The sequence below is a fragment of the Pasteuria ramosa genome (genome assembly GCF_056496785.1).
Map to the genome: position 1 here is coordinate 1061799 of NZ_CP143099.1, position 15117 is coordinate 1076915.

Here is a 15117-nt window from a genome sequence, read left to right on the forward strand (position 1 = left end):
TATATTTGCCTATAAATATTTTTTGCATAAATACCATGCATGAAGCTTTAACTTCACATGGCATGAGGTAATATTTTTAATATTCATAAAATCAAATTATTACCAAAAATCTATCCCTTAGTATTTATTAGATACATCATAGGTCAGGTGATTTTTCTCTCGCAATGGATTGATATATTTTTATATAAATTTTATTTTAATGTTGAAATTATATTTCTGAATTATATTTTTAAATTCAAAATATTTTTTATATAGATATATTTTATCATTGTTTTCCGCGTTCCAAATAAATGAAGTTCATATATGTTTAGGCAGAAACTATAGGTAGGGAAAATAAGAAGTTTGATTTTCATACAGGATGTTTTTCATAAAATCAATATAAGATTTTATGAAAAAATTTTTAAACCGTATAATAAACCATACAACGTTATTTTTAATCAATGAAATAATTAAAAATAACTTTTTCCTTAAACCGTAAACCTGTAAATTCGTTTCTTTGTCCATACTTGTCATACATATAGCCTCTTTTTCCTGGCTTTTTACATTATGCTATGCAAACAGGTAGAAGAGCTTAAAATAATTTAAGTTCAATATTTGGTTCATTAACACTATATAATGCTAATGCCTGGTTTTAACAGGAACGTGTCGCACTTCATTTCATACGGCGTTTCTTACAAGGTGTCCTTTTTTAAACATCTATCTGTCTAATATAGTTAAATATTGTCTTACATAAAGATATGTTGCTTTCATAGTAATCAAATTACTACTTACCACGTTCCAAAGTGTTATTTAGTTAAGCTTAAACATTAGGCGGATATATAAAGGTTAAATAAAAACAAACATAATTAAAACTTTTAGAATTATGTTAATTGCTTACTTAGGTGAAAAAAATGAGCAATTGTTTACTTTAACCTTGAAATCTTTGTGAACCTCGCCTTAGTCTATTTATTAATCCATACCAGGCTCCCTACACTTAATAATGCAGGCTGGAGTAGGTTACTAACACCTGTACTTGCCAAAAAAAATAGGCCATAATTTTTGATTTTCAAAAATTAACTTGAAAAGTTTATTATAATCTAAGTTTGAACATTATTTGTTTATACAAAAGATCGTTTTTATTTTTAGAGTAATTTAGCATCCTTATGTTTAATTAATCTAAAAAGAGAATTTATATATTTGTATTGTTATAATAAATTTAATTATATTTATAAATGGTCAAAAAACAAACCTAGCTTTTTTAGGTTTTTACCATATTTATCCTTTTTAATTGCATTTGCAGATTTAGGCTACCTCTTTAAATTGATAACAGTAGGACCTTAGTGCTGCTCTTAATCCTTTTTTGGCACGTGATAAAATAAGCTTCACAGATATATGCGTAGGAACATCTAAATATGATATTACCTCTTTAAGGGATGAAATTAATATATCAATCATATCTTCTATTCGATCAGCTTCTTTTTTAGCCTGATATTTACGTAATCCCTTTAGGAGATTACCATTACCTGTATGTATACAATACATTGCTACAAACATTTGTAAAATTAAGTATCTATCTAAAGATTTGCTTGATCTGACTTGGTATCCTTGTAAAGCAAGATAATTTTTAGCTGTTCTAAAATAGGTTTCGATTTCCCATCTTTTCGAATAATAATTTAGAATTTCTTCATTACTTAGCTCCATATCTGTGCAAATAAAAGCTTTTGCTTTAGATATATCTTGACCTTCCTTAAGACAAATAAGGACAACTGCATTGTCAATAAAATTAAGATTACCTTCATATCTATAAACACGATACTTTTGTTTTTTAATGGTAACAACTTTTGTATCTTTATTTTTTATAAAATTTAAAAACATTTTTATTTGATTTTTAATGCCTAAAGGACAAATAACAATATCGATTCTTAATGCACCTATAAAATGAAATCCTTTTTTTAAGCTTGTTTCGATGATCTTTTTTGAAATATACCAAGAATCTACACAAACATATGCTTTGTGATCTGGCTCAGGAGCACTAGATATGATATCGCAAGCAGTATCCATTTTATTACTTTCTGTTTTATTAGCACGTGTAACTTCTATAGGATAGCTTAAACCATCTGTATGTAACATAGCTTGAACAATAGAATGACCATATACACTTCTTTTATCTAGATTAGAATAATGGTAACCTGCTGCTTGTATAGGGTGTTCAGCTAATGATGATGGCTTTGTCTTATGGCATACTGTATCGTCAATTATAAGAAAGTAAGGTTTATTTTTTCTCTTAGCTTGATGGATAACTTCTTCATAAGAAACATTTTTAATGGCGTCACTAAGTATTTTTTCATCCCATTTTGAATTAGTCATCATATGGCTTATCGTTTGTCGGCACCTGTTATAAAAGCTTTTTTTATGAATATCTGACAAAGTTCCGTTAAAGTTTTGTGACAACATACCATCAATAATTTGCAAAATATGATTAAAAACAGATGAAGTAAATTGGGATATTAACCCCAATTTACGAAAAAATTTGACCAAATGAGATTTATTTGTTAACCTACAATTAATAGACATTCGCTATCCCCCTGTTGTGTGTTTGCTTAACACTTACATTCTACACAGGTGATAGAGGAATGTCTATTTTTGTTTGTAAAATATTAAAATATAATATATTGTAAACTTTGGAAATACCATAACATTTTCTTGTTTTTATTAATAATTTACATTTTTTTGCTTTCTAATCAAGCAAAGTTATAAAATAAAGATAAAGATTGATCTTATCTTAAATCAATAACGTGTCGCCCCTCACCTTCGGTATTAATAATACGAGGTAGCTCTATTTAGCCCCTCCCAAACCGTACAAGCATTTTACAATACATACGGCTTTCCAGTTGTTGTCATAGCTAATAAAATTCAACAATGTATTTTGCATTATACAAGAAATCCAAAAGCTAAGAAACAACCTATTCTCTTTTGCCATGTAGTTGTAATTATCAACTGCTAACTTTAGAGAATTCGGGATTATATTTAAAGATCAAAATTTTAAATTAATTTTTGATCTTTAAATCATGCAAAAATACATAAAATTCATGGATGCGATATTTTAGCTTGTTATCACAAATATAGCTTTAGCCACATAAAAGCTATATACAAGTTGCTGTATTTATTATCACTTAAACATAATAATCAAATTATCTTAAATTATATTAATTAATAAAAAGGACATTTTTCAAAATCGTTCACATTATTCATCCATGTAATTTTCTTGTATCCAATAAACATTTTTTGTGATATACGTTTATTGGTGCATCATATTAAATAACGTGGCTAAGTCCTAATTCCTCCATGGCAATAGCAGCGATCATTAGTTTAAGAGCATCAGATCGATTAACATTAATCGGAGGTGTAATATTTGGTATATTGGGTTGCGACACTTTATCACATACCTTTAAAATTTTATTTACTTACCATTGGGAAAATATACATTAAAAGATGAGGTTGGCGCCTTATATTTTTATTAATAAACCCCTTTTCTTTTATTTTATATAGATAAATTTTATATATTTATAAAAAGTATATTATTATTATTATTGACCCGGATAAAAGACCATTTATGCTTACGTAATTATATAGTGATTTATAAAAGATAAATTTATTTATTTTATTAAAATTCTCTTTTGATGATTTTTATAATAAAAGCATTTGTGATTATAAAAATCCATAATATGATGATTGGATCTTTAGACTTGTCCAGAAATATTAATATAGCCGATTATTAATGGTGTAATTTAAACACAAAAATAGCCATTATCATAGCTTTTTGTGCATTAAATTAGGTTCTTAAACACTGGACTTATATCTAAACTTTAATGCAGGGTTTATTTAAGACTAATAAAGTATTTTCAAAGATGTTATTATTACTACATTTATGATTATCTTTTATCATAAATTTTAAAAGATAAATAAACCTTGTTTAATAATTGAACTAAGTTTTAATTATTTTCTCTTTATGTTTTATTTAGTTATTTAGATTTAAATAATGACTAAAATCATATTAATTTCATCTATTTGAATATAATAAAAACCAAAGAAAAACAACTTTGGTTTTTATATTTTATCAGCTTCTATTTTTTAATTTTTCAATGCTTGTTTTCAATTCATCCGTAATATTATCGTCTTTAACTGCAACTTTATTGTTTTTATACTTGATTTTCCAACCCAAGTTAGATTTCCATCCGTTGGTAGTTAAAGTTTGATTTAAGGCTTTGGTTTCTTTTTTAAAGGTTTTTTTGATTTTTATTATTTTATTAATATTTTCATTTTTATTAATATCTTCATTGAATAAAGATTCGTATTCTTTGTTTTTGGAGATTATATTAAGCCAATGTTTATTTTCTATAATTATGAAAATTAGTTCTGCTAATGTTGCCGAATATTTTTTATATAATTTTTTTATTGATTTTGGTGTATTATAGGTAGTACTATCTGTTTTTGTTTGTTGTATCTTTGCGTCAAATTTCTCAAATTGTTTTATATAATCTTGAGTTTTTATTAATAATAACTTCATTGTTTCTATATATTTTGTTTCATCGATATTTTTTGGATCCTTTGTTTGTTCCATATTGTTTATATAAAATAGAAAATCACTGATAAGATCATTGAATTTATTATCTAAGGCACCATTTTTAGTGTTTGGGTTATTTATATCCAAGGAAATAGGATAATTATCTTTAGAATCTACATCTACAGAGATATAGAATAAATATATTACTAAAATTGCATAGTCTGATTTAAGCTCTTCTGTTAAAAAATCAGAATAAGATTTATTTCCATATTGTTCTTTATATCTTTCTTCATAATCATTAAATTTAGCAATGGACAGACTTTTTAGAAAGTTTATTTGATCTTTTAATGAATAATCATTTGGATTATCAGAGGTTTTTCGATCACATGACTCCCTTACCTTGTTATGATTTTCTATATTTCCCGATAATTTTTCCTGATCTATGTATTTACTGTTGTCGTATAATTTTTTAAAATCATAACATTTTTCATTTATTTTAGCAATAATCATTTCGGCTTTTTGTATTTTTTTATTTTTTGTAGTTTCATCTATTTTATTTTGGTTTTTAACAGGTATAACAGTTTTGGCATATGATCCTATGGCAGATATTCCAGTTAAGGATATACAAAATGCTAGAAATATTGATATTCTTTTTTTGCTATATGATATTTTTTTCATCCTAAATTTCCTTTTCTAGTATGATTTTTAATGTTTTTTCTATTTTTTATAGTTAATACGGTATTTAAATAATTTTTATAAATTAATTTATCTGAATATTAAGCCTTAATGACAATTGTATTTAAGACTAATAAAGTTTTTTAAAAGATATTATTATCGTTACTTTCATTCTATAATTAATATCCCGAGTATCAATCTATTTTCAATTTCATTTATCTATGTTAACAATTATATCCATTTATGTCAATAGATTTTATTTTTTGATAGAAAATTAAAAGTATATATTTATATATATTTTTATGTTCATCGGTTTATGTTTAAATATGGTATATGATTTTAGCCAAAGTACTTGTTATAAAAGATTAATAGGGATAATTAGTATTTACTGTATATGCGAAAAAGTAAATTATTAATCAAAATAATAAAATATTATTATATTTCTAAAGTTTACAATGTATTATATTTTAAGATTTTACAAAAAAAATAGACATGCCCCTATCACTTGTGTAGAATGTAAGTGTTAAAACAAAACAGTAGGATAGGGAATGTCTATCAATTGTAGGTTAACAAATAAATCTCATTTGGTCAAATTTTTTCTTAAATTGGGGTTAATATCCCAATTTACTTCATCTGGTTTTAATCATATTTTGCAGATTATTGATGGTATGTTGGCACAAAGATTTAACGGAACTTTTTCATATATTCATAAAAAAAGCTTTTATAATAGGTGCCGTAAAGCTATAAGCCATATTATTACTAATTCGAAATGGAATGAAAAAACACTTAATGAAGCCATTTGCTATATCATATCTAGTGCGCCCGAGCCAGATTATAAACCATATTTTTTGCGTAGATTCTCGGTATATTTCAAAAAAGATAATCGAAACAAGCTTAAAAAAGTATTTTATTTTATAGTTGCATTAAAAATCGATATTGTTATTTGTCCTTTAGGAATTAAAAATCAAATAAAAATGTTTTTAAATTTTATAAAAAATACAGATACAAAAGTTGTTACCATTAAAAAATAAAAGTATCGTGTTTACAGATATGAAGGTAATCTTAATTTTATTGACAATGCGTTTGCCCTTAAATTAGGTTCTTAAACACTATTTAACATGGGTTATTGGACAAGCTCACAGTAAGAACCTAGTAAATATTGTTTTATATGACGAAAAAAATAAAATATATTGAATATTTTGTTGAATTTGAATTTATATTTTGGTAATATGTTTATAGTATTCTTGTGGACTGTTATGAGTTATTTTTACATAAATGATTTCAATAATTAATTTTATCATATTAAATTTACCAATTATCATAAGATGAATAAGTGAAAATTTGATATTATTATTTTTTCTAGAAAAAATAATAATAAATGGAGTTGAGGTTTTTGTTTAAAAAATATATATTTTCGAAAGTTGTGGTTTTAGCAAGCACTGTTTCTATGTTGATTTCACCTTTATCTTTGAATTTAGGACAAGCATCAGCTATAGATAATATTTCAATAGATCAGATAGAAGATGTAAATATCAAAGAAAATACAGACAATATGGTATCCCCTGCGTGTTCAGGTAATGATCCTTTAAACGGTGTTAAAGTAAGTAATTTGTCTAAGTCAAGAATCGAGAAAAATCTCTATAAAGATTCAGATAATTTAAAATCTTTAGAAGATACTTTGGATCGAGATGGTATTGGGATTAAACGTGATTTCAATGACACAAAGGGTTTTAGAATTAATTTGACCAATAAGGATATATCCGAAGAAGCAAAAAACAAGCTTAAAGAGAAATTAGGATCTGATATGAGTCATGGTTATATGGTCCGTAGTTTGTATAACAAGATAACAAAAGAAAAAGTGGGTCAAGTTATACATTCGCGAGGGAAATTTTCTGATGGCACTTTTTCGGCTACGGCTAAAGTAGGAGAAGGTGCGGAGGAAAAACTATATTTTTCTGATGGACAGATATCAAAAGTTTTTTTAGCCCCAGATTTTGAAGAAAATCAGCATCGTGGTAAGAGGTCGTTTTTATGTGATATTTGTCCTGAAATGGTTAGCTTTATTTGTGGAGTGGCTGCAGATAGTCCTTTAGCATGTTTCTATAAAGCTTGTAGGGCTTTTATTGGTAATCCACCAGGTTTTACGGTTTGTAATCTTTTATGTCCAGCAGTTGGTGCTCTTTTATGTACAGTTTCATCTATTGCTGCATGTTCGCCGGTTTGTTAATGATTTTCTTCTTGTATATTAATCGGAAAATAATTATATAATTTTTGCAAATTAACTTATTTGATAAATTTCTATACATGATGTTTTTGTAATCATGTATTTTTTTATTTTTATTAAATAAATTGTTTTTATATGCAGGCGATTACAGTTTTCAATGTTAGTAATTGAATTTTATATAGTTGATCTGCCTAGAAATATTAATATAGATTATTATTGATGATGTAATTTAAACACAAAAATAGCTATTAAATATAGCTATTTTAATAGCTTTTGATGCATTCAATTAGGGTTTTAACGTTCTTGAATATAGTTTTTGGACAAGTTCATTTATTATATTTATTTCTAAAATATACTTTTATTTATAAATAATAATATGAGAGGTGATAAGGTGTTTAATTTTGCATTTTTGAAAAATAAAAAAATAACTATTTTTACTTTTAGATCTTTTTATTATCTAACCCTGATTATATTGGTTTTATTTCCTGTTCTTCTTAATTTTATGATAAATGGAACTAATGAGGGTGTTTATGCATATGATATAAATTTTATAATAATATATATCTTGATATTATTTTTAATTTGGAGATTTTTCACCTTCTATAACAATAAAACAAAAGATGATTTTATTGTTATAGAAAATATAGATATTTCAGAAAGGGTTGAATCAATTTATGGATTAAGTTGTGGGGTAGTGCCCAAAGAATACTGGATAAGACTGTTTTTATATTTTGGAAATTGTTATAAACATGCTTATGATAACAAAAAAATAACAAAATTACGCTTTTTCTTGTTTTATATTTTTAGTTTATGCGTATTAGTCATTACTTTTATTTTATTGTTTTTTGTTTCTTATCCAGCATTGGTTGTATTTTTTGGTATTTTTATATGGATTTTATTAATTAAATTACAGAAATTGTACGAAACTTATTGGTGTGGACATCAAGTTAAATTTGATAATTTTTTGATAAATACGATAATCTTATTAGCTTTTTGTTTCTACGGGATTGTTATTCCTGGTTTTTATGGTTTATTGAATATACCTATTTTAATAAATAAACTACCATTTATTTTCTTCAATTCATCACCTTTTATGCTTATCATATTTACCATCACTAATTTTTTTTTCAGGCCGAGGCTTCCTTTATTAATTTTTGGTTTAAAAAAATAAACTTAGATGGAATGTACGAATCTTTAAAAATCTTAAAATCATGTACACTACCAGGTGCGAAATTTGTGTAGCCAATAGAAGCTGTTTCAGCACAAATTACAAGGAAAGAATTCGTTTTTGAATACTTTTTCTTCTGGATTCATATTTTTTATTATCTTTTTTTGGTCTTTCTATGCGCACTTCAGTACAATCGAATATACACAAACAAAATATGAGAGATGAAAAATAGGGGCTCTGATTTTCAGGATATCTTTTGGATAATACTTTATTTTCGATACCTTGTATCTTTTGTATGGTGTTATTAACCGTGCTTTTACTAATACCAAAAATTTGTGCAATCATTCTATTTTTAAACCCAAGAAAAAAATTATGAAAAAATAAGTATAATTGATTTTCAGGGTCGAGTATATTTTGCCTTCCACCCTTTCTTTTGGTCTTTAAATCTATTTTTCTAACTCTATTAACTATTTTTTCAAAGATTATTTTATGGACTTGTCCAAAAATATTAATATAGCCGATTAGTAATTTGGTAATTTAAACACTATTTAACATGGTTTTCTGGACAAGCTCATTATGGACTTGTCCAGAAACGTTAAATAGCTAATTAGTCGTGAGGTAATTCAAAACCCAAAATAGCCGTTATTATAAGCCTTTAGTTTTTTCCATTAGGTTTTGCAACTCGCTGTTACATAGGTTTTTGGACAAGCTCTATGTATATTGTATTTCCGTCATAGTGGACTTGCCAGGAAATAGGATTAGTAACTTTGTAATTTAAACACCACTATAGCTATTACCATCGCTTTTTATGCATTTTATTAGGGATTTGTCTAGAAATATTGATATAGACACTTGTTGACGGTGTAATTTAAACACCACCATAGCTATTACCATCGCTTTTTATGCATTTTATTAGGGATTTGTCTGGAAATATTAATATAGACTCTTATTAACTATGTAATTTAAACATAAAAATAGTTATTATCATAGTTTTTATGCATTCAATTAGGTTTTTAAACGCTCTTAAATATGGTTTTTTGGACAAGCTTAGTATATCCGTATTTCCAGACAGGTTTTAGGAGCATAATTTTTATCTGAAAAAATTACCTTTGAACTTGTCCAGAAATATTAATATAGCTGATTAGTAATGATGTAATTTAATCACAAAAATAGCTATTATCATAGCTTTGGGTGCATTAGATTAGGTTCTTAAACTTTCTTTGAATCCGTTTTTTGACAAGCGCGGTGCTTTGTAAAAGATTAAACAAATAATTTAAAATATTTTAGAACATGGTAAATAAACCATTTAATTAAAAATGGTTTATCAGCTTAAAATTATCTGTATGAAGTAAAGTGATTAATTCTACGTTATAAATTGCTGGCCGACGATAGATAATGATAAGATCAGTTATATTGGAATATATAAAAACTTAAATAAGATGCAAAACATAACCACATTAAATACGGTATCATCAGTAAAGACACAGTCTTATTCCATTGATAAGCAAAATAAATTAGCATAGCGACTAAAATATCCATTACCAAGATACAAACAAGTGATATGCCAATTAAGTGATAGGAAAAAAATAAAGGTGACCAAAGCCAATTTAAAATTAACTGAGCAATGTATAAAGTTTTAATTATCTTTAATGATGGCTTACTAAAGATCATCCAACCAGCGATAGCAATAATGGTATACAAAATCGACCATGCAATGCCAAAAACATAACCTGGTGGTGTAAGAGGCGATTTATTTAAAGTATCATACCATGTGTCCAACTCAGGTTTAACCAAAAAACCAATTGCCGATCCTATAGAGACTAATGCAACAATCCATATGATTAATGATACATAGTGCTTATATTTATTTGCCATACTTACCCCCTGTTTAAAAATTTTTATGACCTAACTCAACTTAACGAAACTAAATTTTACTTTAAGAGTATATGTAGATATCATAAAAATAGGTTACATAAAAGAAAAAAGATCAATTTTATTTATATAAAATGTTAATTGTACACGTTCTGTTTTCTGATTCCATTATAGATATATTAAAAATAATACAAAAATTTATATATTGATACATAAACTTTTGTATTATTTTTATTGAATATTTTATTTTATACTATTTTAAATTGATATCTTGAGTACTAATTTTTAGAAACAAAAAATGCTAATATTTTAATAGCAAAATTTGATATAATGTACCTATATTTATATATATTTTAACTTTTATTCCTAACAAACTATTGTTGATAAATATGGAATAAAATTGTCTGAATATTATAATATTTTTAATTTATTTATTATATTTATTATGACAAATGTTTAATATATAGATATGTGATAATAAAATAAATATACTAATTAATACTATAAAAGAGATACAAATTAGTAGTATGTAATTCCTGCTTTTTAATTATTTAATAGTATACAAGTTATTAAATCTATATTCTATTAATCGCAATAATTATTAATTAATAATTAAAATATTATTTTTAGAATAAAAATTATATAAATAAACAAAACACCTCGGAGGTAGTAAAATGGGAACTAAGGATAATTCCAATGAATGCCATATTTTTGAATATGACTTTTCGGATGAACCGGACAATGATAGCTCACATAATAGCGTTATAATGTTAAATATGCCTTTTGAAGAAATAAAAAAACCACTGACTGAAATGGAAGACTGTGAGGCTATTTTGCCCCGAGTTTCAGTCTATTTAAAGGAGCTTAAATTGAATGCTTCAAAGGAGTAATTATATAATTTTAAGATAGATTCATTATATGCAAAATTTCATGAATGGATAGATAGATGAAGTTCCTAGACCATATTCAAAATGTAACCTATTGTACAAAAATTTAGCTAAAGCACAAAATATAAAATTAAAAAATAATAGACTTGTATCATTTAGGGGATATTATACAATAAGTCAAACGCCTGTGGTAAAGAAGATAAAAGAAATTCTTTTTAAAGATATTAGGGATAAGCTAGTAATGGAGGGTGATGATATAGTTATAGATATATATCTATAACTGATATTAATAATGCATATAAAAATTTATTAGAATTTATTAAAAATTTTCGCCATGGAAAAAGCTGTGCCGAGCCTATATTATCCCTATACAGACCATATCTTCTCCTGCTATCCTCAGAAGTATTTAAAGCCGTCCTCACACCAGTTTCAAGAATAAATGAAATAGAAAAAGCGCAAATGAACGAAATATGAGAAAGTATAGATTACATGATTTTTCATGGTAATATAACTGAAAATAGAGTACATGAAATAGTTAATGATTTAAATAAACTACCGGATAGCGAAAAAACGATTAAAATATTTATACAAGTTTTTGAAATAGAAATCCAATCAAACATCAATGAATTTAATATTGATAATTTTATCAGTAAATGTACGCAAAAATATAATATTGGACATAGTATATATATAGACAGAGAAGAACTTTGGTTCATCTCAGATGCAGCTTGAAGACCATGGAGCAAGTGTGTGTCTTCCAGGGATAAAAATTTTATATTTGATGAAAGTGTTAACTATGGACTTGTCCAGAAATGTTAAATATCCATTATTCATGGGATATTTCGAACCCCAAAATAGCCGTTATTATAAGCTTTTAGTGTTTTATGTTAGATTTTGCAGCTCTCTTTTACATGGGTTTTTGGACAAGTTCTATATAGCTGAAAGGCCTAAATTAGATACAGAAAAGATTATCATGTCAATGGATGACATAGGACATCTTCTAAAATTATATAAAAATTTACACAAAAAATAAGGGTGCAATTTTTGGTTATTAAAAACAAACCCAAAAATGTACTTAGTTATAAAAGCCATTAGAGGATACTCATTTAAGTATTGGCTAAAGGTTGATTTTTAAATTTTTATCCAAAGAAATAAATTTAAAATGAACTTATTTATATAAATTAATACCTGGTATTTTAAATCAATTTAATATCGAACAAAACCCAACATGAGTGTTAAATTTTGTGTTGGGTTTTGGTGAGCTTGTCCAAAAAAAACTTATATCAAAAGAAGCTAAGAATCTAATAAAATTAAATAAAAGCTTTTGCAATTGTTTTTATATTTAAATTATATCAATAGTTTTAAAATATAAAAAAATAAGATTTTTATATCTATTTTATTTTTCAAGTTTAATTGGCTATCAAGTTTAATTGGCTATGTGGTTATTTGTGGAAACCATTTTTAAGTTGAATACCACCTGAGTATATAATTAATATTATTATTTATCATAATATTAATTATATACTTTTTCATTATAACATAAAGTTAATAATTTTTACATATTAATGGCATTATATGAAAGTGAATTCAATATATCTTGTGTTTTTTTATATATTAAATTCAATGATTCATCCAATTTTTCTATGTAAGTATTTGGCAAACCTTGCTTTAACTGCTGAGTTAACTCTTTATATCTATCATTAAGATTTTTTGCTTCTTTTTGTAGTTTTTTGATTTTTAAAATCGAGATTTTTATTTCATCACTATAACTGTACGAGTTTTGTTTATCTAAATTATTTAGAATATTAATTTCTTGTTTATGCAAGATTAAATTTTTGTTTAAAGCTTCAATTTCCAGATCATATAATTTTTCGAGATCTTCCGATAATTTATCAAAATTAATATGGTGTAAAATATTATTTCTATTCTTATACCATTCATTTAAATTCAATCTTGTAGTTAGTAAATGTGATGATAAATCGCTCATTACTTTGTCGAAATCTTTTATATATTTTTCTCTATTACTACTATAGCTATTATAATCAAAAGTCATTATATTATATTTAGCCTTAGATTCATCGTTTCTTATATTACTTTTATTAATATTGTTATGGTGTTTAACTATATCAGCTATATGACGAATATGGTTTAATATATTAGAATGATTATTTTTTCTTTTTTGATTAATATTTTTAGCTAACTTTTCCATATCTGTATTATATTTTTTTAAATCAACTGCTAAATATTGCGCAAAAACAAGCAGTAATTTATATGTTATTTTTGTTTCTAGGGATAAAGTTGAGTTTTCAAATCCCGATTTTGTTTTTAAATAATCTTCATAATCATGAAATTTTTTTTGTATTTGATTATCAGATAATGCTAAGATATCAAATTTGGTTTTATCATCTTTTTTGAGCCCTGGATCATTCTTTATAAAAGAGCAAAAATCAAAAAAAGATTGCAAATTTGTTTCGAAATTTGATGAAAGAATTAATATTTTTAATAACATACGTAATTTAGAAATTTCTTCTAGAGATTTTACATCTGAAATTTTCTTTAGAGGTTGTTTTATTCTAGTTTGTATAAATTTTTTCATAGAATTTGCTATTTGGTTTTTATCACTTATATTAGGATTGGAAAAATAAGCTTGCAATTCTTTTTTAGTATCTTTCAAATCATCGTTTGAATAATTTAAGAAATCCATAAATGATCTTATGTCGAATTTTTCAGCAAAGGATTTCAAGAATATCGAATATTTGGCGCTGGATATCAATGGATATGTTTTTATATCATTTGGTAACAATTCATTACTAATGTAGTTATTATCTATATCTTCAAGATGTTTTTCCATCATTGAAATTTTATTCTTAATTTCTTCTTCAGAAGATAAAGAAGATAGCTTTTTTAAGTTATCATGATATGATTCGACGGAATTGTTTAAAGATTTAAGTTCATCATTTGAATTATTATGTATATTTTTATACTCAATTATATTTTTGGAATCTTGTTCGCGATCTTCGGCTAAAACAATAGTAGCTCCCGGACATGTAGCGATACTAGAAATGAAAAAAAGCTTAAATAAATTTTGATATTTAGCCATGATTATTAATACATCCTTTGTTGAATTTTATTTTATATTAGATATAGGAAATAATATAAACTTAGCTTTAAATAGATGAGAAAAGGATACGATATTTATGTGGTAGATTATACCATAAAATAATAAGTATTCATATTTTATATTGGGAATTTTTTTATATTTATTCACAAAAGTGGTATCTTTGGATTTATATTATTGGACTTGTTCAGAAATATCAAATAGACGATTATTCATAATTCAAAAATTGCCGTTATTATAAGTTTTTATTGATTTAGGTTAGTTCCCGTAACTTCCTTTTCCATGTTTTTTTGGACAAGCTTATTATTTATATTATTAAATTTTATTGTCTAGCTTAAATTAAAATTCATTATAATATAATTTTTAATTTATGCATGGATTAAATAACTTTAAATCTTAAGTAAACATTTATATCTTTTTAATTTTCATTATTTATGTTTAAGATTCTATACATAATTTTATTTATATAGAGCGCGTTAAGTATATCATTGATATTTTCCTAAAGATTCACTTGGAATTTCCTGTTCAAAGATATACAATTATTAATATTGAATTCGATCAATGTTCAAATATTTTTATATTAATTTTTTTAATTCATTTTCATGACTTTATTTAAAATATTATTATAGA

General features: G+C 25.2%; 9 protein-coding genes. 4 read left to right on the forward strand and 5 right to left on the reverse strand.

What is annotated here, in order from left to right:
• Positions 1 to 1281: 1281 nt before the first annotated feature.
• Both VS182_RS04700 and VS182_RS04705 read right to left on the reverse strand, forming a co-directional pair.
• Positions 1282 to 2553, reverse strand: a complete 1272-nt coding sequence (locus VS182_RS04700; RefSeq protein ID WP_479492361.1) for a transposase — start codon at positions 2551 to 2553, stop codon at positions 1282 to 1284.
• Positions 2554 to 4096: 1543 nt separating this feature from the next.
• Positions 4097 to 5221, reverse strand: a complete 1125-nt coding sequence (locus VS182_RS04705; protein WP_479484022.1) for a hypothetical protein — start codon at positions 5219 to 5221, stop codon at positions 4097 to 4099.
• A 545-nt stretch (positions 5222 to 5766) separates the two neighbouring features.
• On the opposite strand from VS182_RS04705, the gene VS182_RS04710 reads away from it, so the two are divergent.
• Together VS182_RS04710 and VS182_RS04715 are read left to right on the forward strand one after the other, a co-directional pair.
• Positions 5767 to 6249, forward strand: a complete 483-nt coding sequence (locus tag VS182_RS04710) for a hypothetical protein (RefSeq protein ID WP_479492362.1) — start codon at positions 5767 to 5769, stop codon at positions 6247 to 6249.
• A 392-nt stretch (positions 6250 to 6641) separates the two neighbouring features.
• Positions 6642 to 7445, forward strand: a complete 804-nt coding sequence (locus VS182_RS04715; RefSeq protein ID WP_479492363.1) for a hypothetical protein — start codon at positions 6642 to 6644, stop codon at positions 7443 to 7445.
• Between the two features lie 1264 nt (positions 7446 to 8709).
• Here VS182_RS04715 and VS182_RS04720 read toward each other — a convergent pair.
• Together VS182_RS04720 and VS182_RS04725 are read right to left on the reverse strand one after the other, a co-directional pair.
• Positions 8710 to 8955 carry a helix-turn-helix domain-containing protein gene (locus tag VS182_RS04720; RefSeq protein ID WP_479484025.1) on the reverse strand — a complete coding sequence of 82 codons (246 nt, stop codon included), beginning with the start codon at positions 8953 to 8955 and terminating at the stop codon, positions 8710 to 8712.
• A gap of 1059 nt (positions 8956 to 10014) precedes the next feature.
• Positions 10015 to 10485 carry a TspO/MBR family protein gene (locus tag VS182_RS04725; RefSeq protein ID WP_479484026.1) on the reverse strand — a complete coding sequence of 157 codons (471 nt, stop codon included), beginning with the start codon at positions 10483 to 10485 and terminating at the stop codon, positions 10015 to 10017.
• 671 nt (positions 10486 to 11156) lie between these two features.
• On the opposite strand from VS182_RS04725, the gene VS182_RS04730 reads away from it, so the two are divergent.
• Both VS182_RS04730 and VS182_RS04735 read left to right on the forward strand, forming a co-directional pair.
• Complete coding sequence (locus VS182_RS04730) at positions 11157 to 11372, forward strand: hypothetical protein (protein ID WP_479492364.1); 216 nt, start codon at positions 11157 to 11159, stop codon at positions 11370 to 11372.
• Positions 11373 to 11858: 486 nt separating this feature from the next.
• On the forward strand, positions 11859 to 12101 hold the full coding sequence (locus tag VS182_RS04735) for a hypothetical protein (protein WP_479492365.1): 243 nt from the start codon (positions 11859 to 11861) through the stop codon (positions 12099 to 12101).
• Positions 12102 to 12924: 823 nt separating this feature from the next.
• Here the strand turns inward: VS182_RS04735 and VS182_RS04740 are convergent.
• A complete protein-coding gene (locus VS182_RS04740; RefSeq protein WP_479492366.1) occupies positions 12925 to 14469 on the reverse strand; it encodes a hypothetical protein in 1545 nt (514 codons plus the stop codon).
• Positions 14470 to 15117: the final 648 nt, after the last annotated feature.